Origin of the sequence: Fictibacillus tiangongensis (assembly GCF_048083785.1) — a bacterium.
Lineage (GTDB): Bacteria > Bacillota > Bacilli > Bacillales > Fictibacillaceae > Fictibacillus.
This window is the reverse complement of sequence record NZ_CP182294.1, coordinates 3,922,273-3,941,844: the sequence shown is the minus strand read 5'-3', so window position 1 is coordinate 3,941,844 and position 19,572 is coordinate 3,922,273. Positions and strand designations below refer to the sequence as shown.

Genomic DNA, 19,572 nt, shown 5'->3' with positions numbered 1-19,572 from the left:
AGACCATCTCATGAGCGATGAGCTCCAACAAATTCAAGACCAAGTCCTGAATGTTTTGCAAGATCTGCAAAAGCATGCACAATTAAGACCGTCACAATTATTAGTAGTAGGCGCAAGCACGAGCGAAGTAATTGGTGAACGAATTGGCACGTCAGGCACGATGGATACTGCGGGTGCACTTTACCGAGGTATCGTAGCGTTTCAAGAAGAAACTGGCGTAGCACTTGCCGTGCAATGCTGTGAACACTTGAACCGTGCGCTTGTCATCGAGCGCGAAGAAGCTGAACGACGAGGCTATGAAGAAGTGCGGGTCGTTCCAGCACGATCAGCTGGAGGTGCGTTGGCAACACACGCATACCACCATATGAATGAACCCGTGATCGTTGAATATATAAAAGCCGACGCAGGCATCGACATCGGTGACACCTTTATCGGTATGCACTTGAAGCATGTGGCCGTGCCTGTGCGCAGTGAAGTGAAAAAGGTCGGCGCCGCACACGTGACGTTGGCAAAGACACGTCCAAAGTTAATCGGCGGCGAACGTGCAGTGTATCCGAGTAAAGAAGACATACGTTGTTTTTAGAATTGGAAAGCCCTCTTGATGAGGGCTTTTTTTGTTGTGGTGTACCTTGCACCCATGACGGGTTGTCGTAACTTGTCGAGGATTGTAGACTCGTGGATAAACTGCTAAAACTTTTGGATTCAGAGGTAAAACTCGTGGATAAAACCCCTAAACTTGTGGATTCCAAGCCAAAACTCGTGGATTCACCGTCATTTTGTATAGGATTACGGTTAACAAGCCCCTGTAAGCGGCTTCTTGGCACTCACTAAGCTTCATATCTTCCTACTCAATGTTCAATCTCGTAATGAATCCACTCTGAATTGATGTTTTTTCCGCCCATCTTCTTATAAAGAGCTTGAGCAGACGTGTTAACAATCGCGGTTTGCCAAGTCATGTAGGCATAGCCTTCCTTTTTTGTATATGCAAGAACATGCAGAAACAGCTCCTCCCCTAAACCAGCACCACGAAAATCAGCATCTACAAAAAGATCGTTCAATATGGCGATTTTCTGCAGCCGGGTCGTGCTGAACGAAAAGTAAAGGGTTGCGAATCCTGCTAATCTGCCATCCTCTGCCTCAGCAACAAACTGAGTTCCTGCTTCATCTGAAGAAAGCAGATGCTTGATATGATCTTCCAACTTTGAGCCCTCAGGAGTTTTTCCTTTATAAAAATCAACAATGTAACGATGCATCAATTCCTTCAGCTGACCTAGATCCTCTATAACGACAGGGCGAACACTAAAACTAGTCATCGTTATCCATCTCCTCTAATCTGGTTTCCTTAAGCATTCCTTTTACATCTATATTAAGTGATTCTTTCTGGTCTGAATAGTATGATAAAAAAGGCGATGTAGGATGACTTGTTATTTAGGAAGGGCATACTAGAGCTGCTTCCTTTTTTATGTGAAAGGAGAAAGGGATCTTGAGGAATTATGCGATCGGAATAGATATTGGTACGACGAGTACGAAAGTTGTTCTTTTTGATGAAAAAGGAGCGGTTGTCGCTCATCACTCGAAAAATTACCCGTTGCTGTCGGAAGAGCAAGGGGCTGCCGAACAGAAGCCGGATGAAATTTATGAAGCAGTAAATGAATCGTTAAGAGAAACGGTGCGAAAAAGTGGAGATCTGGCAGATAGAATCGGTTTAATTTCTTTTAGCACGGCTATGCATTCATTGATTGCAGTGGACTTAGAAGGAAAGCCTCTGACAAACAGCATCACGTGGGCTGATATCCGAAGTGAACCGTATGTAGCAGCTTTTAAATCAGATTACAGCGAAACTGCGCTTGAACTTTATAAACGGACTGGTGTCCCACAGCATCCGATGACACCATTATTTAAATTGCAGTGGCTAAAAAACGAACATCCCGATATTTTTCAAAGGGCAGAAAAGTTTGTTGGCATTAAAGATTACATACTGTTTCGCTGGTTTGGTGAGTGGCATACGGATCATGCATCCGCGGCAGCGACAGGTCTTTGGAACATGCACACTAAAAAGTGGGATGAAGAAGCGCTGCAACTTGCAGATGTCACACCAGAAAAACTCCCGAGCCTGCAGTCGACCACCTATTATTGGGGAGAGCTGTCTGAAGTTTTGGCGAAGAAATCAGGGCTGAATTCCTCTGTAAAAGTGGTGATTGGTGCAACGGACGGCCCGTTGTCTAACCTTGGTGTTGGCGCGATCACACCTGGAGATATTGCAGTAACGATAGGAACGAGCGGTGCGATTCGAACCACTTCAGCGACACCGATACTCGATACAGATGGGCGCACGTTCTGTTACCCGCTTACGGAGAATCATTGGGTCTCAGGTGGACCGGTCAACAATGGAGGTATCGCATTTCAATGGATTCATGATACTTTGCAAAAAGAAGATGATAGTGCGGCCTATGAAAAGCTGTCTAGAGATGCTGAACAGATCCAGCCGGGTACAGAGGGTTTAATCTTTCTGCCTTATCTAACTGGAGAACGAGCACCCTTATGGGATGCGCAGGCAAAAGCATCGTTTATTGGTCTAACACTTCGCCACAATCACAACCATATGGTGCGCGCAGTGCTCGAAGGATCGATTCTTAACCTGTTTAGTGTTTACTCTCTCATCAAGAGCAAAGTGGGGAACAGAGAAGTGAAGATTTTTGCAACGGGTGGCTTTACGAACTCGCTTCTTTGGAAACAGATCTTAGCAGATATTTTTCAAACGAAAGTGAGTATTCCTGAACATACGGAGAGCTCATGCTTGGGAGCGGTCTTGCTCGGCCGATACGCGGTCGGTGAAACAGATACGCTAGAAGAAGCGCCTGTTGAAACGAAGCAGTATGAAGAAATCACGCCTAATCCTGATCACCAGACAATCTACAAAGAGCTGTTTCACCTTTATCAGTCTCTATCTGACACGATGCAAACGCAATATAAGGCCATTCATGATTTTCAAAATAGGCTTAAAAAAGAGAGCGGGAAATGATCCCGCTCTTTGTTTTTTATTCAATATATGTCGCGTTGATCAGCGGAAGGCCAGTCTTAGCATCCTTACCTGTCTTAACATTGCCGAATACTGTGACCTTAGATCCTTCTTTAAGACCGCTGCCCATCGTAAAGTTCATCACTTTAAATTTTGTCTCTCCAACTTGGAACTCAAAGCTTCCGCCCATTCCTTTTTCGTTATCTGTTAAAACTTTTCCAGTCGCTTTAACAATTTTTTCTTCGTACGCTTTTGGGTCTGCTTCAAGCGCTTTTGGATCTAACTGAACGGCTTTTTCTTCCATGTTCTTAATGATCTCAGCTTGTTGACCAGCCAGATCATCTGTTGTGCTTTGATCTTCGTTATCTCGTGTTTCTACTTTTTCCTTCGCTTCAGGCTTTGCCTTTTCTTCGCTGCAGCCAGCCAAAGCTAGTACAAGAATAAGGAGACTCGCTCCAAACCACTTTTTCATCATGTTGATAACACCCCTTATAAATAGCTCTCTCTCTATTATGTATCATCATACCATGTTCATCCCTATCAAATAAAATGAATTTTCACACTTGTGCATTTCCTCTTACAACTTAAAGCTTTAACGTGTAAGATAGAGGGGTATGTTACAATCATAATCAATTTTTCACATAAGGTAAGGGGGAAGCGAAATTGAACCATTTGAAAACAGCTGATCAAGAAGTCTACCAATCCATCATGGATGAATTGCACCGCCAGCGTACGAAAATCGAATTGATTGCTTCTGAAAACTTTGTAAGTCAAGCCGTAATGGAAGCACAAGGCTCTGTACTTACGAATAAATATGCAGAAGGCTACCCGTCCAAACGCTATTATGGCGGATGTGAACACGTGGATGTTGTTGAAAACCTAGCAAGAGACCGCGCGAAGGAAATCTTCGGTGCCGAACACGCGAACGTTCAACCTCACTCAGGTGCACAAGCAAACATGGCTGTATACTTTACGATCCTCGAGCAAGGCGACACCGTTCTTGGTATGAACCTTTCTCATGGCGGTCACTTAACACACGGAAGTGCCGTTAACTTTTCTGGCATTCAATATAACTTTGTGGAATATGGCGTAGATGCAGAGAAGAATGTTATCGATTATGAAGATGTTCGTCAAAAAGCACTAGAGCACCGTCCAAAGCTGATCGTAGCTGGAGCGAGCGCGTATCCGCGTGCGATTGATTTTGCAAAGTTCCGCGAGATCGCTGATGAAGTTGAAGCTTACCTAATGGTGGATATGGCCCACATCGCAGGACTTGTTGCAGCAGGCCTTCACCAAAATCCAGTTCCTTATGCAGATTTTGTAACAACGACTACACATAAAACACTTCGCGGCCCTCGTGGCGGTATGATTCTTTGTAAAGAAGAGTTCGCGAAAAAAATTGATAAATCAATCTTCCCAGGCATCCAAGGCGGTCCTTTGATGCACGTTATCGCAGCAAAAGCAGTATCGTTCGGTGAAGTATTAACAGATGAGTTCAAGGGCTACGCAGAGCAGATTGTGAGAAACGCGAAACGCTTAGCTGAATCCTTGAAAAAAGAAGGCATCACTATCGTTTCTGATGGTACAGACAATCACTTGATTCTGATCAATGTGAGTGAGCTCGCGCTAACAGGTAAAGTCGCTGAAAAAGCATTAGATGATATCGGGATCACAGTTAATAAGAACACGATTCCGTTTGATAAAGAAAGTCCTTTCGTAACGAGCGGAATCCGTATCGGAACAGCTGCGGTCACATCACGTGGTTTTGTTGAAGAAGATATGGACGAGATCGCTTCGATCATGGCGTCTGTGTTAAAAAACATAGAGGACGAATCGGTGTTGAAAGATGCTGAGACACGCGTTGAGAAGCTTGCAGGTAAATATAAGTTGTACGAATAAAATAGCTATAAAAAAACCAGTTTCTTAAGCAGAAACTGGTTTTCTTTGTATAGAAGTTTTGTTTTTGTTTCGTTTAGTGGGTACAGGGATGATAAATTGATGCTTTGGTACTTGCTGAATGATTTTAACAAAGACGATAGTAGTTATTAAAACTACAAAGAACATAATGGGCATAAATCTTGTTTGCCAAACTTCTGGTGGTAATGTTTTTGTAAACAGTATTAAAGTAAATGGGTGTATCAAGTAGATGCCCATAGACAACTTTCCAATTACCTGTAATGAAACTTTCATCCAGCTTAATTTGACTAAATAAAAATATAATCCAATCGTTGCAAAACTTAAAATGGGTATATTAATTAAATTTGTCTCTCTTCTTGATGAAACGCTTCCGACTACTTTGTACTCCAAATATGCTCCAACATAAACAATTACTACACCTAATGCAAGAAGAGCAGAGTGTTTTTTTACCCAAACGGAAATTGGCTTCCAATAATGAGCTAGAAATCCACCGAATACAAAATAAAAGATCCAATGCATCACGAATACTTTATCGATTAAAACTTTTTCAATGATTCCTGAAGCAAACGGGACATCTATCAGATTTGTAAAATAAAGACTTATTGCTGCAGATATAATTAATCCGATCCACCATCCAATACCACTTCTAATAAACTGTAGGATTGGAAACATAATGTAAAACTGAACAACGATCGCCATAAAATATAAGTGGTAAAATGATTCTCCCATTGTAAAGTTGTATAGAAATACTTTTGGATCTGTTGAAAGCGTGCCTCCAAGAAAATATACAGTTACAAATTGATAGAACAAGCTCCAAATGACAAAAGGCATAATAATTTTAGTCGTGCGGGAAGTTATAAAAGGTTTGAACGAGAATCCTTTTTTATTTACCCCATTAAAAAGTAAAAAACCACTAATAACAGCAAACGTTGGCGTTCCAAATCTGCCTAACTGATTAAAGAAATAAGTAAACCAATTCCATACACCATCAGCTTCATTAAAATAAGTAGCCGATACATGAACCAATAAAACACCAATACACGCGAAAGCTCTCAAAAAGTGAATTTCATTGAAGTACTCTTTGTTGTTAAGCTTATTATCCACTTTTTACATCCTCTCCATAAACATATCTCTTCTTTAAACGTTAAATGTTAACCATTAATTATTTCACAATAATAAACTTCGATATCTTTTAGTTATTGACAAGGGTTAAAGGACTTGTAATAAATGGGAGGAGTGAAAAGAGGTATATTTCTTATTTTTTTGAATAATACATTTACGTACTAAAGTAATGATAAGAAGGAGTGATGTGCATGGAGAACGTCATTGTCGTTCAATCCTTGAACAAATCCTACGGAACGAAAAAAGCAGTAAACAATCTTTCTTTTTCTGTTAAAAAGGGTGAGATATTCGGCATCATCGGACCAAATGGAGCCGGTAAAACGACCACGATCGAGATTATGGAAGGTCTCAGGAAAAAGGATAGCGGTGAGGTCTCTATTTTAGGCATGAATCCGGAAAAAGATCGGAAGGTGTTGAACCACAGAATTGGTGTTCAGTTTCAGGCCACTTCTATTCAAAAGAAAATGAAAGTAAAAGAAGCATTGAAATTGTTTGCGGCGATCTACAATAAAAACAATACGAGTGATGAGATGATGAAACTGCTAGGGTTAGAGGAAAAGATGGATACATACTTTGATGACCTATCTGGTGGACAAAAGCAGAGATTAACTTTAGCACTTGCTACTCTACATGAGCCCGAGATCATCTTTTTAGACGAGCCGAGCATGGGGCTCGATCCGCATGCAAGGCGAGAGATGTGGAACATTATCCGCTCGCTGCGAGATAATGGTGCTACGATTGTTGTAACCACACATTACATGGAAGAAGCAGAAAAGCTATGTGACAGAGTCGCGATGATCTATAATGGAGAACTTCGTGCTTTAAATGAACCGAGCCGATTGGTAGAAGATATATCTGCTCACTTCATCAGTTTCCGAAGTCCAGATTTTCCTGTCGCTCAGCTTCATCAGATGTCTGGTGTTATTAAAGTGGAACATGATGAAGTGCTAGATGCGTTCAAGCTTTACACCGAGAATCTTCAATCTTGTTCTTATCTCCTATTTAAGATTGCAGAGGAAGAAAATTACCATATCTCCGATTACAAATTTGAACGAGGTACGCTTGATGACTTGTTTGTTCATTACTTACAAGGAGATGCATCCGCATGACCGCTCTATGGCAACTAACATTACTTGAAACGAAGATGTTTTTTCGAGATAAGCTGCAGGTGTTCTGGACGTTTCTGTTCCCCGTACTTATGATTTGGTTGTTCGGTTCGATGTTTGAAAACCAAGCGCCTGAAGGGTTTTCCTTTGCGAGTCTCTACATTCCCTCATGGATTGGGGTAAATATCGTGACGACCGCTTTTTTTACACTAGGAACGGTCCTTACCGGATATCGGGAAACGGGAGTTCTTCGCCGATATCAATCGACACCGCTTGCTCCGTGGAAGATTCTCTTCGCCCACACAATTCAAGGTACGGTGATCTTTAGCTTCTCAGCGGTCGTTCTAGTGGTGTTCGGAACGCTCATGTTTGACCTTCATGCACCCGTTTATTTAGGAAGTACGCTAGTCGCGCTGTTGGTTAGCATTCTTGCCTTTTTTCCGTTTGCACTCTTTCTAACATCCCTGGCAAAAAACGTAGGAACAGCGGCAGCGATCAGCTCACTTTTTCTAAACCTTATGCTGTTTTTATCAGGAGCAACATTTCCATTAGAGATGATGCCTGACGTGCTGCAATATATCGCTAAGATCTTACCTCTTTATTATGTGATCGAACTGCTGCGTGCAACATGGAACACATCCCCTTTATGGGAGAACTGGACGCCTGTTCTCGTACTAAGTTGTATCGCGCTCGTTTCGATCGTGTTGTCGTCCGTATTTTTTAAATGGAGCGGAAAAGCGGAATAGTAGAATCTATATCAATGAAAAAGTATTGGACATAAATCAGCCAATACTTTTTTTCGACATAAACTAAAAAAAATTTTAAGTAATAGTGATCCAAATAGAAAATCTCTCCGTTAGCTTATTGTAATTAACTAAAAAGGAGAGATTTCAAATGAAAATGAAAAAGGCACTTTTAGCAGTACCGTTAAGTGTTTCTTTACTAATACCTACCTTCACAGTGGCAAATGCACATGGTCATGAGAACCATAGCAAAGGACCAATGTCTGCTGAAGTTTCAAACCCGGCAATTGAACTTCGCGCTTCATTGGACACTCTTCTTTCAGAGCATGCATTCCTAGCTGTAGTAGCGATGCAAAAAGGAATTGACGGAAAAGAAGATTTTGAAGCAGCGGCTGGACAGCTGAACCAAAACACAGAAGCGCTATCAAAAGCAGTAGGATCTGTTTATGGTGAAGAAGCTGGAGCACAGTTTAAAGAAATCTGGAGCAGCCACATCGGCTATTTTGTAGACTATGTAACAGCAACTGCTGAGAATAATGAAGAAGGCAGAAAACAAGCACTCGCTGAATTGGATAAATACCGTACAACACAAGCTGACTTCCTGGATAAAGCAACAGAAGGTAGATTAAAAGCTGCTGATCTAGAAGAAGGCTTAAAAGTACACATCGACCAACTGATCTGGGCGTTTGAAAGCTACAGAACTGGCGAATACGACAAAGCGTATGACAACATTTCAGAAGCGATGCACCACATGTTCATGACAGGTAAAGGTCTTTCATGGGCGATCACGGATCAATTCCCTGACAAGTTTGAAAACAAATCAGTAGACACACCTGCAGCTGATCTTCGTGCTGACTTGAACAGTGTGTTCTCTGCACATGCAGCGTTAGCGGCATTAACGATGCAAAAAGGAATTGACGGTGCTAAAGACTTTGAAGCAGCGGCAGCTGAGCTGAACGAAAACACAGATGACATCACAGCAGCTGTAGAATCTGTATATGGTGCAGAAGGTGCAGCGCAATTTAAAGAAATCTGGAGCAGCCATATCGGTTACTTCGTTGACTATGTAACAGCAACTGCAGAAAAGAATGAAGATGGTAAGAAGCAAGCGATCGCTGAACTCGATGAGTACCGTATGGAACAAGCGAAATTCTTAGATACGGCAACAGAAGGACGCTTAAAAGCAGCTGACTTAGAAGAAGGCTTAAAAGTACACATCGATCAACTACTAAATGCTTTTAACAGCTATACAGGAAAAGATTATCCAACAGCTTACAAGAACATCTCTGAAGCTTATGCTCACATGTTCGGAGTAGGACAATCTCTATCTGGTGCGATCGTTGATCAGTTCCCGGATAAGTTTGCCGGCCAAAAGCCATCTGATATGCCGAAAACAGGTATGGGTGGAATGAGTCAATCAACAAACGATGCTATCCTTTGGAGCTTGTTCGGATTAATCCTAGCTTCAGCAACAACAGCGATGATTCTTCGCAAAAAGGCGACGAATAATTCTTAAGAGTTAAGAGTGGAGGGCGGCAAATTTGTCCTCCATCTTTTCTATCTATTTGAGATGGAAAGGAAGATTTTTATGAAGAAGGTGTTTGGTGGTCTAATGCTGGCGGGACTATTAATAGCCGGTTGTTCAGCTCCAGAAGATACAAAGAATAAAGAAGCTTCTGAATCTAGTGAAACCATTAAAGTTCAGGAACAAGAGAAAGAAGTAAAATCATTATCAACCGAACTAACACCACCTGAAGGATTAAAATTAAAAGCAGATACAGAAGGAATTGTTCCAACCACAATTGAAATACCATCATTAAATATCAGTACCGAAATTGAGAAGGTAGGCAGACTAGAAAACGGTCAGATGGGTGTTCCAAAAGGAATGGATACCGTAGGATGGTTTAGTGATGGGGCAAAACCGGGATCTCCAGGAAATGCAGTAATGGCAGGCCATGTAGATAGTAAATCTGGTCCAGCTGTGTTTTATAAGCTTGAAGAGCTTGAGAGTGGTGATGAAGTTATCGTCGAGGATCAAGACGGTAAGATGTTAACTTTTAAAGTAACGGGAAAAGAAAAATACAACAGAAAAACAGCCCCTGTCGAAAAAATATTTGACTATGCATACGGCAGCAAACTGAACCTAATCACATGTACAGGAACCTTTAATGTGGAAGAGGGCACACATGAAGAGCGGTTGGTTGTGTATACAGAGTTAAAAGCGGATGAGTAACAAAGAAATATTAATAACTTAAAAGCATCCATTCATGTGGGTGTTTTTTGTTGTGCGTGAGAACTGAGTGGACAGTATTTTTACGTAAGTGGACAGTAAAATGTGAAAAGTGGACAGTATTTATAGAGAACTGGACAGTAAAGTGGACAGTATTATTGGATAACTGGACAGGTAATTTCAATTAGGGCTCCATCATGCCAGGCATATAGAATGTTTTTTGGGGATTTCACCTCTAAATTCAGGGAATAGTAGTAGAGGAGTTTATATGTAAAATTTGGAGTCAGAAAACTATCGATTCTATGCTGATTTTCCTTGAAGTGAAGGTTGTTTTTCTGTACAATGCTAGAGATGCTTTTTGAACGAAAATAAATGTTACATAAGGAGAGGTGCTTAAAACATGAGTGAGGTATATGTCCTTGATCATCCGTTAATTCAGCATAAATTAACATACATCCGTGACGAACGTACGGGTACGAAAGAATTTCGTGAGCTTGTTGATGAAGTAGCGGGGCTTATGGCTTTTGAAATTACACGTGATCTTCCATTGCAAGAGGTAACGGTGAAAACGCCGGTTGCTGAAGCAACTATGAAAACGATCGCTGGGAAAAAACTAGGGCTAGTACCGATCCTTCGTGCAGGGCTTGGAATGGTAGACGGAATCCTTAAACTCATTCCAGCAGCAAAAGTTGGACATGTTGGGCTTTACCGTGATCCTGAAACATTAACACCGATCGAATACTATGTGAAGCTTCCTTCAGACGTAGAAGAGCGTGATTTTATCGTGATCGATCCGATGCTTGCTACAGGCGGGTCTGCAGCGGCAGCTATTGAATCAATCAAAAAACGCGGCGCGAAAAACATTAAGCTTATGTGTTTAGTGGCAGCTCCAGAAGGTATTAAAGTAATTCAAGACGAGCACCCAGACGTTGATATTTTCTTAGCAGCACTTGATGAAAAATTAAACGATCACGGCTACATCGTTCCAGGCTTAGGCGATGCTGGAGACCGTTTATTTGGAACTAAATAAGCAGTAAATTAAAAAACTGACTTGATCGCGGGTGAAAACCCTCTTTCGGGCAGTTTTTTTATTGAAGTAGGTGTTTATCGGTGGTGTGGACCCGTTTTCAGGTGGTCGAGGTGCTGTTTCAGGTGAAAACAAGCTAACTTCAGGTGGACAGAGATCGTTTACCGGTGGAAACTCGATGTTTATCGGTGAACGTGTAAGAAATAAAAAAACACGTACCGTAAAAACAGCAAAAAAGCTGACAAATCCCCGTCGTCAGCCTTAACACGCGTATTAATTAACGTTCATAACTCTTCCCGTTCCACTATACTCAATCTAAATTCAATTCAACTCTTCAACATTTATATCCACAAGCTTTTCATCCGTATGCATCACGCCGACTTTGACGATACGTTTCTTCCCGTCGTCGTTGACCGTAAAATCGAAGAAATCTGAGATAGTACCGTCAGGGCTCACGCGGCGTGTGTCATATTGATAATCACTTACATCGCTGTTCGGATACTTCTTTTTCGTCTCAGCTAGTGCCATCTTTCCCCATTTGCTATAATCCACAGTCGTTCGATCAGTAGGGGTCTGGTCATTATACTGAACATTTAGTGGTTTTGTACGATCGTTTTCCACGTTATTTTTCATGTTTGTAGATTCTTCTGAAGGCTTTTTGTCATTGTTCATGCAGCCGCCAGCTACCAAAATCCCAGTCAACGCGAAGAAAATAATTAATTTTTGTTTCATGTCGAACAAGCTCCTTCCATATATTTAATGTAAGTATTTATCAAATAGGGTGATTTATTCAGGAAAATGGAAAGTGTAGGCAGAAGTAGTAAACAAAGTGAATAATAAACCCTTGAAACAAGCCACAAAATTTCCACAATTTATTTAATAAACCGTCCCGGAAGCCGTTGACATAGAAATGGCACTATTGTATTCTTACAAAGGGAATATGGTAAGGTTTACATTCTTGTGTTTACAAGGGTTTTCAAGAAAATTATTACCAAATTTCCAGAAGGAAGGAGTCCAAACGATATGAGCAATGGGAAACGCCCCTATAAAGCGATGGCTTTAATGTCTGGCATTCTTTCTCAGCTTGTTGGATGTATCTTAGTTGGACTTTTCGGAGGGAAATGGCTGGACGAGAAAGTCGGCAATGAATTTCCAATCTTCCTTATCATCGGGTTGTTTCTAGGTCTTGGAACAGGTGTTTACGGGATGATCCGCTTAATATCGAAGTTTTCAGGGGACGGGCAATGATGAATGAGTACAAATCGGTGTTTTTCAAATACATAAAGTACACATTATATCTTCTCTCTCTTTTTTTCGTCGGTTATGCTGTCACTCCTTACAAAGCTATCTTTTTAGGACTAGCTCTAGGAACTGCTTTTAGCCTCTATAATCTTTGGAGCATGTATTCGAAGATCGACCGCATGGGACAAGCAGTTATTCAGCAGAAAAGAGTGAAAACACTCGGTTCACTTTCAAGGCTCCTCTTTGCAGGGTTAGCGGTGCTCATCGCGATGAAATACCCGGAACATTTTCATTTATTAAGTGTGGTAATGGGATTGATGTCAGTCTACATTATCATGTTAATAGATTCACTAACTCAAGTTACACGTACTCCAAAGGAAAAGAGGTGAACATAGGTGGAACATGGTGCAGTTACAAGAGATTTTCTAGGTTTGACATTTAACCTGTCAAACGTACTGATGATCACAGTTTCATCCGTTATTGTTTTCCTTATTGCGGTACTCGCTACTCGAACCCTGTCAATGCGACCAGGAGGAATGCAAAACTTCCTTGAATGGGTAGTCGATTTCGTAAAAGGAATCATCAACAGCACAATGGATTGGCATACGGGCGGACGCTTTTTAGCTTTAGGACTTACATTAATCATGTATATTTTCGTTGCCAACATGCTGGGATTACCTTTTGCAGTAGTAGTCGACCATAATCTATGGTGGAAATCCCCTACTGCAGACCCAACTATTACTTTGACTCTAGCAGTTATGGTAGTGGCGCTATCACACTATTACGGTGTGAGAATGAAAGGTGTCAAGGAATATGGAGCTGAATTCTTCAAGCCGATGAAGTTCTTGTTCCCACTAAAGATTATTGAAGAGTTTGCGAACACATTAACGCTTGGTCTTCGTCTTTACGGTAACATCTTCGCAGGTGAGATGCTTTTAGGTCTATTGGTAGGTTTGACTAAGATGGGTATTTTTGCTGGCGTGCTTGGAATCTTCCCACTAATCGTGTGGCAAGGCTTCTCAGTATTCGTTGGTGCAATCCAAGCATTTATCTTCACGATGCTAACAATGGTTTACTTGGCACATAAAGTAAGTCACGATCACTAATCTTTAGGAAATATCAAGCTTCTATAAAAAGAAGCCCATTTTCATAAAAACTTTAAGGGAATTCAGAAGGGAGAAATTTTATCATGAATCTTATTGCAGCTGCAATCGCGGTAGGTCTAGCGGCACTTGGTGCTGGTATTGGTAACGGTTTGATCGTAGGACGTACAGTTGAGGGGATCGCTCGTCAACCAGAACTACGTGGTACTCTTCAAACAACAATGTTCATCGGGGTTGCATTAGTTGAGGCACTTCCAATCATCGGTGTGGTTATCGCGTTCATCGCGCTTGGTTCTTAATCCTTAAAACAACCACTGTTTATTACGATTTCTATAATGGCGAAGCAAGTTTCCTTAGAGGGACTACCCTTCGCCATTCCTTATGTATGATTGATTGAAGGGAGGAAATGGTGTGCAAAACTTAATTCTAGGTGCTGCTGCAGGTGGAGGCCTGAACACAGGTGATATCCTTTACCAATTAGCTGCATTTTTAATCCTACTAGTATTATTGCGTAAATTCGCATGGGGCCCGTTAATGGGAATCATGAAGGAGCGCCAATCACATATCAACAGCGAAATTGATGCGGCTGAAAAATCCCGTCAAGAAGCTAAGAGCTATCTTGAAACTCAAGTTGCTGAGTTAAAGAAAGCAAAAGAAGAAGCAAAGTCTATTATCGACAATGCTAAAAAGCAAGGCGAAGCACAAGGTGAAGCAATCATTAAAGCATCTCGTGATGAAGCTGAGCGTGTAAAAGATGCTGCATTAGCTGAGATCGCTTCTGAAAAAGAAAAAGCAGTTGCTACACTTCGTCAAGAAGTTGCTGCTCTATCCGTTAAGATCGCTTCTAAAGTTATTGCAAAAGAACTTGATGAGAGCTCTCAGGAGAAGCTTATTAACGAATACCTTCAAGAGGTAGGCGAGTCTCGATGAGCAAAGATCAAGCAATCGTAGCAAAACGTTATGCATTAGCACTATTTGAAGTAGTTGGTGTTACGAAACTTGAAGATACAGTTTCAGAATTGCGTCTTGTTAAGAACGTGCTGGAGCTTAATAAAGAGCTTCAAAAAGTTCTGTCACATCCAAAAGTTTCAAAGGATCAAAAGAAAGCTTTGATCAAAGAGAGCGTTGGAGCTGAACTTTCTACGGCTGTAATGAACACGATCTATCTGATGGTAGACCGTAACCGTTACACATACATCACAGAGATGGCAGCGCAGTTCATTGAATTAGCAAATGAGGCACAAGGCATTGCCGACGCAAATGTATATTCTGTACGTCCTTTATCAGACTCAGAGATACAGAAGTTGGAGCAAACGTTTGCTGCCCGAGTCGGCAAAAGAGCGTTGCGCATTAATAATATTGTAGATTCTTCTCTTGTTGGAGGAATCAAGATCCGCATTGGCAACCGTATTTTTGACGGAAGCATCAGCGGAAAGTTGAATCGAATGGAACGTCAATTAGCTTCTAACGGAAGCTGAGAGGATAGGGGTGAAATTCATGAGCATTAAAGCTGAAGAAATCAGTGCTTTAATTAAAAAACAGATTGAAAACTATCAATCTGAGATCGAAGTTAATGATGTGGGTACAGTTATCCAGGTCGGTGACGGTATTGCCCGTGCCCATGGATTAGATAACGTTATGGCTGGTGAGCTAGTTGAATTTTCTAACGGTGTAATGGGTATGGCCCAAAACCTTGAAGAAAACAACGTAGGTATCATCATTCTTGGACCTTACCAAGAAATTCGTGAAGGTGACGAAGTAAAACGTACAGGACGCATCATGGAAGTTCCTGTAGGTGAAGAGCTTCTTGGCCGTGTAGTTAACCCTCTTGGACAGCCTATCGATGGCAAAGGTCCAATTGCTACTACAAAAACACGTCCTATCGAGCAAAAAGCTCCAGGCGTAATGGCTCGTAAATCCGTACATGAGCCGCTTCAAACAGGTATTAAAGCGATTGACGCACTTGTGCCAATCGGACGCGGACAACGTGAGCTTATCATCGGTGACCGTCAAACAGGTAAGACAGCTGTAGCGATCGACACGATCCTTAACCAAAAGGATCAAGATATGATCTGTATCTATGTTGCGATCGGTCAAAAAGAATCAACAGTTGCAGGCGTTGTAGAAACACTTCGTGCACACGGAGCGCTTGATTACACGATCGTTGTATCAGCATCTGCTTCTCAACCTGCACCAATGTTGTTCCTAGCTCCTTATGCTGGGGTATCTATGGCTGAAGAATTCATGTGGGCTGGCAAGCACGTATTGATTATCTATGATGATCTTTCTAAGCAAGCTGCTGCATACCGTGAGCTTTCCTTGCTACTTCGTCGTCCTCCAGGCCGCGAAGCTTACCCAGGGGACGTATTCTATCTTCACTCTCGCTTGTTAGAGCGTGCAGCGAAGCTGAATGACGATTTAGGTGGCGGATCGATCACAGCGCTTCCGTTCATTGAAACGCAAGCATCTGACGTATCTGCTTATATTCCAACAAACGTTATCTCTATCACAGACGGACAGATCTTCTTACAATCTGACTTGTTCTTCTCTGGAGTTCGTCCGGCGATCAACGCAGGTATCTCCGTTTCTCGTGTAGGGGGAGCAGCTCAGATCAAAGCGATGAGCAAAGTATCTGGTACACTTCGTCTAGATCTTGCTTCATACCGCGAACTAGAAGCATTCGCTCAGTTCGGATCTGACCTTGATAAAGCGACTCAAGCAAAACTTAACCGTGGTGCACGTACAGTTGAAGTACTTAAGCAAGGACTTCACAAGCCACTAAAAGTTGAGCACCAAGTTGCAATCCTTTATGCATTGACTCGTGGTTACATCGATGATGTAGCTGTTGAAGATGTAAACCGCTTTGAAGAAGCGCTTTACGCTCACATGGAAGCAAACTCTAAAGACGTTCTTGATGCAATCAAAACGACTGGTAAACTTCCTGAAGGTGACAGCCTAGACGAAGCGATCAAAGCATTCAAAAAGACATTCGCGTAAGATTTTATAGATAAAAGAGACCCAAAAGCAGTGGTGCATTTTTATGCACCCTGCAACCAGCTTACTAAAAAGGTTTGTTTAAAATGAGGATTAACAGGGCGGAGGAGTTCGAGGCGACGCAGTTTCGAGGATCGGAGTTTAGTTAGCTAAATGAGAACCGGAGAAACAAGTCAACGAACAAATCCGACAGGAATGTTAACCGGAATTTTAAACCTCCGCTATAAAGGTGGTGAAAATGAATGGCATTGAAAGATATAAAAGCTAGAATAGATTCTACTAAGAAGACGATGCAGATCACAAAAGCGATGGAGATGGTTTCAGCTGCAAAGCTAAACCGCGCTGAGCAAAATGCGAAATCTTTCGGCCCTTACGTGGACAAGATCCAAGAAGTGGTAGGAAGCATCGCATCTGGAAGCAACGCGAAACACTCTATGCTTTTAACACGACCGGTGAAGAAGACGGGTTACTTCGTCGTTACAGCTGACCGTGGATTGGCAGGAGCTTATAACTCGAATATTTTGCGCCACGTTTACCGTACGATTCAAGAGCGTCACAAATCAGCAGATGAGTATGCGTTGATCGTGATCGGTAAAGTCGGTGTGAACTTTTTCAAAAGCCGTAAGATGTCTATCTTGGACAGCATCACAGGCGTGGCAGATCAGCCATCCTTTGCTGAGATCAAGGCGATCGCTTCAAAGGCAGTCGGTCTTTATGCGGACGGAACATTTGATGAGCTTTACATGTATTACAACCATTTTGTAAGTGCCATTCAGAGCGATCTGACGGAGAAGAAGCTTCTTCCGTTAACAGATATCGCTGCAACAAAATCAAAATCTTCCTATGAGTATGAACCATCAGAGGACGAGATCCTTGAAGTGCTTCTTCCTCAATATGCGGAGAGCTTGATTTATGGTGCTTTACTTGATGCGAAAGCAGCCGAGCATGCTTCTCGTATGACTGCGATGAGAAATGCAACGGATAACGCTAATGAACTGATCGGCCAATTGAACCTCTCGTACAACCGTGAGCGTCAAGCAGCTATCACTCAGGAAATTACGGAAATCGTCGGCGGTGTAGCAGCTCTAGAGTAGACTTTTAAAGTGATTCTAGCAGCTATTTTGCAAAGTAAGATAGGAGGGAAACCGATGAATAAAGGCTATATTACTCAAATTCTTGGACCGGTCGTTGACGTTAAGTTCGAAGGCCAGCTTCCAGAATTGCTTAACGCTTTAACTGTTAGCGCTGAGGGTGTTGACTTAACACTAGAAGTAGCACTTCACCTTGGTGATAACATGGTTCGTACAATCGCAATGGATTCAACGGATGGTCTTGTTCGTGGAATGGAAATCGCTGACTCAGGTAAGCCGATCTCTGTACCAGTAGGTGAAGCAACACTTGGACGTGTATTTAACGTAACAGGTGATCACATTGACCTTGGTGAGGCAGTACCGGCAGATGTTCGCCGTGACCCGATCCACCGTTCAGCACCTTCTTTTGAAGAATTAACAACTAAAACGGAGATCCTTGAAACAGGGATCAAGGTAGTTGACCTTATCGCTCCATACGTAAAAGGTGGAAAAATCGGTCTTTTCGGTGGTGCGGGTGTAGGTAAAACCGTTCTTATCCAGGAGCTTATCAACAACATCGCACAAGAACACGGTGGTATCTCCGTATTCGCAGGTGTTGGTGAGCGTACTCGTGAAGGAAATGACCTTTTCCACGAGATGAGCGACTCTGGTGTTATCAAGAAAACGGCAATGGTATTCGGACAGATGAACGAGCCGCCTGGAGCACGTGCACGTATCGCTCTTTCTGGTTTGACAATGGCTGAATTCTTCCGTGACGAACAAGGACAAGACGTTCTTTTCTTCGTAGATAACATCTTCCGTTTCACGCAAGCAGGTTCTGAAGTATCTGCCCTTCTTGGCCGTATGCCATCAGCGGTAGGTTACCAGCCAACTCTTGCAACTGAGATGGGTCAATTACAAGAGCGTATCACATCTACAAAAAAAGGTTCTGTAACATCTATCCAAGCGATCTATGTACCTGCCGATGACTATACGGATCCGGCTCCAGCTACAGCGTTCGCCCACTTAGATGCAACAACTAACCTTGAGCGTAAACTTACAGCTATGGGTATCTATCCAGCGGTAGATCCACTAGCTTCAACTTCACGTGCACTTTCTCCTGAGATCGTTGGAGAAGAGCATTATGAAGTAGCTCGTAAAGTACAGGCGACTTTACAGCGTTATAAAGAGCTTCAAGATATCATCGCAATCCTTGGTATGGACGAGCTTTCTGAAGACGATAAGCTAGTTGTACACCGTGCGCGTCGTATCCAGTTCTTCTTATCTCAAAACTTCCACGTTGCAGAACAATTTACAGGACAAAAAGGTTCATACGTTCCTGTTAAAGAAACAGTTCGTGGATTCAAAGAAATCCTTGAAGGAAAATACGATGATCTTCCGGAATCAGCGTTCCATCTCGTAGGCTCTATTGAGGATGCTATTGAAAAAGCAAAAACTTTGGCCTAATGCCTGAAAGGGGTAAGATTGGATGAAAACCATTCAAGTCAGCGTAGTAACCCCTGATGGTCCTGTGTTTGAAGGAAATGCGAAAATGGTCAGCGCGAAAGCAAAAAGTGGGGAGCTTGGAATTCTTCCAGGCCATATCCCTCTTGTAGCTCCTTTAACGATCAGCGCCGTGCGTGTTCACGACGTTGATGGGAAAACACAATATGTGGCCGTTAGCGGTGGATTTATTGAAGTGCGACCTGAAAAAGTCACGATTTTAGCCGAAGCTGCTGAGATCGCTGGCGACATCGAAGTAGATCGTGCACGCGCAGCAAAAGAGCGTGCCGAACAGCGTCTTGCAAGCAACAAACAAGACAGCCTAGATGCAGCTCGTGCGGAGTTTGCGCTTAAACGCGCAATGAACCGTATCGACATAGCAACAAAGCGTTAATTTAAAAGCCCTTCAGCTCTCTTTTTAGAGAGTTGGAGGGCTTTTTTTGTGCTGGTAGGGGGTATGAGAGGAATAATGGGAGTGCGAGCAATGTCGAGGATT

General features: G+C 42.3%; 23 protein-coding genes. 19 read left to right on the top strand and 4 right to left on the bottom strand.

The window, feature by feature from the left end:
- Positions 1–10: 10 nt before the first annotated feature.
- Positions 11–583 (top strand): TIGR01440 family protein, encoded by a 573-nt coding sequence (locus ACNJYY_RS20670; RefSeq protein WP_144696897.1) that lies wholly within the window; start codon positions 11–13, stop codon positions 581–583.
- Positions 584–848: 265 nt separating this feature from the next.
- Here the strand turns inward: ACNJYY_RS20670 and ACNJYY_RS20665 are convergent, their stop codons facing one another.
- Positions 849–1,313, bottom strand: coding sequence for a GNAT family N-acetyltransferase (locus ACNJYY_RS20665; RefSeq protein ID WP_416729955.1), 465 nt, complete (start codon positions 1,311–1,313; stop codon positions 849–851).
- A 170-nt stretch (positions 1,314–1,483) separates the two neighbouring features.
- Between ACNJYY_RS20665 and ACNJYY_RS20660 the strand changes: the two genes are divergently transcribed.
- Positions 1,484–3,022 (top strand): gluconokinase, encoded by a 1,539-nt coding sequence (locus ACNJYY_RS20660; RefSeq protein ID WP_416729954.1) that lies wholly within the window; start codon positions 1,484–1,486, stop codon positions 3,020–3,022.
- A 16-nt stretch (positions 3,023–3,038) separates the two neighbouring features.
- Here ACNJYY_RS20660 and ACNJYY_RS20655 read toward each other — a convergent pair whose 3' ends face one another.
- Positions 3,039–3,494 (bottom strand): hypothetical protein, encoded by a 456-nt coding sequence (locus ACNJYY_RS20655; RefSeq protein WP_416729953.1) that lies wholly within the window; start codon positions 3,492–3,494, stop codon positions 3,039–3,041.
- Positions 3,495–3,682: 188 nt separating this feature from the next.
- Between ACNJYY_RS20655 and glyA the strand changes: the two genes are divergently transcribed.
- A complete protein-coding gene (gene glyA / locus ACNJYY_RS20650; protein ID WP_416729952.1) occupies positions 3,683–4,918 on the top strand; it encodes a serine hydroxymethyltransferase in 1,236 nt (411 codons plus the stop codon).
- 24 nt (positions 4,919–4,942) lie between these two features.
- Here the strand turns inward: glyA and ACNJYY_RS20645 are convergent, their stop codons facing one another.
- Positions 4,943–6,040 carry an acyltransferase gene (locus ACNJYY_RS20645; protein WP_416729951.1) on the bottom strand — a complete coding sequence of 366 codons (1,098 nt, stop codon included), beginning with the start codon at positions 6,038–6,040 and terminating at the stop codon, positions 4,943–4,945.
- A 209-nt stretch (positions 6,041–6,249) separates the two neighbouring features.
- On the opposite strand from ACNJYY_RS20645, the gene ACNJYY_RS20640 reads away from it, so the two are divergent.
- From ACNJYY_RS20640 to ACNJYY_RS20615, 6 genes are all read left to right on the top strand, one after another.
- Positions 6,250–7,167 (top strand): ABC transporter ATP-binding protein, encoded by a 918-nt coding sequence (locus ACNJYY_RS20640; protein ID WP_416729950.1) that lies wholly within the window; start codon positions 6,250–6,252, stop codon positions 7,165–7,167.
- A complete protein-coding gene (locus tag ACNJYY_RS20635) occupies positions 7,164–7,910 on the top strand; it encodes an ABC transporter permease (protein ID WP_416729949.1) in 747 nt (248 codons plus the stop codon). Before ACNJYY_RS20640 ends, ACNJYY_RS20635 begins: the two co-directional genes overlap by 4 nt.
- A 148-nt stretch (positions 7,911–8,058) precedes the next feature.
- Positions 8,059–9,423 carry a copper amine oxidase gene (locus ACNJYY_RS20630; RefSeq protein WP_416729948.1) on the top strand — a complete coding sequence of 455 codons (1,365 nt, stop codon included), beginning with the start codon at positions 8,059–8,061 and terminating at the stop codon, positions 9,421–9,423.
- Between the two features lie 72 nt (positions 9,424–9,495).
- Positions 9,496–10,140, top strand: a complete 645-nt coding sequence (locus ACNJYY_RS20625; protein ID WP_416729947.1) for a class F sortase — start codon at positions 9,496–9,498, stop codon at positions 10,138–10,140.
- Positions 10,141–10,537: 397 nt separating this feature from the next.
- Positions 10,538–11,167, top strand: coding sequence for a uracil phosphoribosyltransferase (upp, locus tag ACNJYY_RS20620; RefSeq protein ID WP_137791119.1), 630 nt, complete (start codon positions 10,538–10,540; stop codon positions 11,165–11,167).
- Positions 11,168–11,252: 85 nt separating this feature from the next.
- A complete protein-coding gene (locus ACNJYY_RS20615; RefSeq protein WP_416729946.1) occupies positions 11,253–11,429 on the top strand; it encodes a hypothetical protein in 177 nt (58 codons plus the stop codon).
- Positions 11,430–11,485: 56 nt separating this feature from the next.
- Here ACNJYY_RS20615 and ACNJYY_RS20610 read toward each other — a convergent pair whose 3' ends face one another.
- A complete protein-coding gene (locus ACNJYY_RS20610; protein WP_416729945.1) occupies positions 11,486–11,896 on the bottom strand; it encodes a DUF3889 domain-containing protein in 411 nt (136 codons plus the stop codon).
- 291 nt (positions 11,897–12,187) lie between these two features.
- Here ACNJYY_RS20610 and ACNJYY_RS20605 point away from each other — a divergent pair, with 291 nt between their 5' ends.
- From ACNJYY_RS20605 to ACNJYY_RS20560, 10 genes are all read left to right on the top strand, one after another.
- Positions 12,188–12,412, top strand: coding sequence for an AtpZ/AtpI family protein (locus ACNJYY_RS20605; protein ID WP_066244770.1), 225 nt, complete (start codon positions 12,188–12,190; stop codon positions 12,410–12,412).
- Positions 12,409–12,795: an ATP synthase subunit I gene (locus ACNJYY_RS20600; protein WP_137791117.1), complete on the top strand. Its 387-nt coding sequence runs from the start codon at positions 12,409–12,411 to the stop codon at positions 12,793–12,795. The genes ACNJYY_RS20605 and ACNJYY_RS20600 overlap by 4 nt, the downstream gene beginning before the upstream one ends.
- A 6-nt stretch (positions 12,796–12,801) precedes the next feature.
- Positions 12,802–13,512, top strand: coding sequence for a F0F1 ATP synthase subunit A (atpB, locus tag ACNJYY_RS20595; protein ID WP_066398943.1), 711 nt, complete (start codon positions 12,802–12,804; stop codon positions 13,510–13,512).
- An 83-nt stretch (positions 13,513–13,595) separates the two neighbouring features.
- Complete coding sequence (atpE, locus tag ACNJYY_RS20590; protein WP_066244772.1) at positions 13,596–13,808, top strand: F0F1 ATP synthase subunit C; 213 nt, start codon at positions 13,596–13,598, stop codon at positions 13,806–13,808.
- A gap of 112 nt (positions 13,809–13,920) precedes the next feature.
- On the top strand, positions 13,921–14,439 hold the full coding sequence (gene atpF / locus ACNJYY_RS20585; RefSeq protein ID WP_416729944.1) for a F0F1 ATP synthase subunit B: 519 nt from the start codon (positions 13,921–13,923) through the stop codon (positions 14,437–14,439).
- Positions 14,436–14,987 (top strand): F0F1 ATP synthase subunit delta, encoded by a 552-nt coding sequence (locus ACNJYY_RS20580; RefSeq protein WP_066398940.1) that lies wholly within the window; start codon positions 14,436–14,438, stop codon positions 14,985–14,987. The genes atpF and ACNJYY_RS20580 overlap by 4 nt, the downstream gene beginning before the upstream one ends.
- A 19-nt stretch (positions 14,988–15,006) precedes the next feature.
- The gene (atpA, locus tag ACNJYY_RS20575; RefSeq protein WP_197190169.1) at positions 15,007–16,506 is read left to right on the top strand and encodes a F0F1 ATP synthase subunit alpha; all 1,500 of its coding nucleotides are present in this window, start codon (positions 15,007–15,009) and stop codon (positions 16,504–16,506) included.
- Positions 16,507–16,745: 239 nt separating this feature from the next.
- Positions 16,746–17,597, top strand: a complete 852-nt coding sequence (gene atpG, locus ACNJYY_RS20570) for an ATP synthase F1 subunit gamma (protein WP_066398937.1) — start codon at positions 16,746–16,748, stop codon at positions 17,595–17,597.
- A gap of 54 nt (positions 17,598–17,651) precedes the next feature.
- Entirely contained in the window at positions 17,652–19,040 is a 1,389-nt protein-coding gene (atpD, locus tag ACNJYY_RS20565) for a F0F1 ATP synthase subunit beta (protein WP_066398935.1), read from the top strand.
- Between the two features lie 22 nt (positions 19,041–19,062).
- Entirely contained in the window at positions 19,063–19,470 is a 408-nt protein-coding gene (locus ACNJYY_RS20560) for a F0F1 ATP synthase subunit epsilon (RefSeq protein ID WP_191754307.1), read from the top strand.
- Positions 19,471–19,572: the final 102 nt, after the last annotated feature.

Coding starts and splice junctions, on each gene's coding strand:
- atpD (WP_066398935.1), top strand. CDS start 17,652: ATGAATAAAGGCTATATTACTCAAATTCTTGGACCGGTCGTTGACGTT.
- ACNJYY_RS20580 (WP_066398940.1), top strand. CDS start 14,436: ATGAGCAAAGATCAAGCAATCGTAGCAAAACGTTATGCATTAGCACTA.
- upp (WP_137791119.1), top strand. CDS start 10,538: ATGAGTGAGGTATATGTCCTTGATCATCCGTTAATTCAGCATAAATTA.
- ACNJYY_RS20625 (WP_416729947.1), top strand. CDS start 9,496: ATGAAGAAGGTGTTTGGTGGTCTAATGCTGGCGGGACTATTAATAGCC.
- ACNJYY_RS20605 (WP_066244770.1), top strand. CDS start 12,188: ATGAGCAATGGGAAACGCCCCTATAAAGCGATGGCTTTAATGTCTGGC.
- ACNJYY_RS20665 (WP_416729955.1), bottom strand. CDS start 1,313: ATGACTAGTTTTAGTGTTCGCCCTGTCGTTATAGAGGATCTAGGTCAG.
- ACNJYY_RS20635 (WP_416729949.1), top strand. CDS start 7,164: ATGACCGCTCTATGGCAACTAACATTACTTGAAACGAAGATGTTTTTT.
- ACNJYY_RS20600 (WP_137791117.1), top strand. CDS start 12,409: ATGATGAATGAGTACAAATCGGTGTTTTTCAAATACATAAAGTACACA.
- ACNJYY_RS20630 (WP_416729948.1), top strand. CDS start 8,059: ATGAAAATGAAAAAGGCACTTTTAGCAGTACCGTTAAGTGTTTCTTTA.
- atpE (WP_066244772.1), top strand. CDS start 13,596: ATGAATCTTATTGCAGCTGCAATCGCGGTAGGTCTAGCGGCACTTGGT.
- ACNJYY_RS20610 (WP_416729945.1), bottom strand. CDS start 11,896: ATGAAACAAAAATTAATTATTTTCTTCGCGTTGACTGGGATTTTGGTA.
- ACNJYY_RS20560 (WP_191754307.1), top strand. CDS start 19,063: ATGAAAACCATTCAAGTCAGCGTAGTAACCCCTGATGGTCCTGTGTTT.
- ACNJYY_RS20640 (WP_416729950.1), top strand. CDS start 6,250: ATGGAGAACGTCATTGTCGTTCAATCCTTGAACAAATCCTACGGAACG.
- atpG (WP_066398937.1), top strand. CDS start 16,746: ATGGCATTGAAAGATATAAAAGCTAGAATAGATTCTACTAAGAAGACG.
- ACNJYY_RS20670 (WP_144696897.1), top strand. CDS start 11: ATGAGCGATGAGCTCCAACAAATTCAAGACCAAGTCCTGAATGTTTTG.
- atpA (WP_197190169.1), top strand. CDS start 15,007: ATGAGCATTAAAGCTGAAGAAATCAGTGCTTTAATTAAAAAACAGATT.
- ACNJYY_RS20655 (WP_416729953.1), bottom strand. CDS start 3,494: ATGATGAAAAAGTGGTTTGGAGCGAGTCTCCTTATTCTTGTACTAGCT.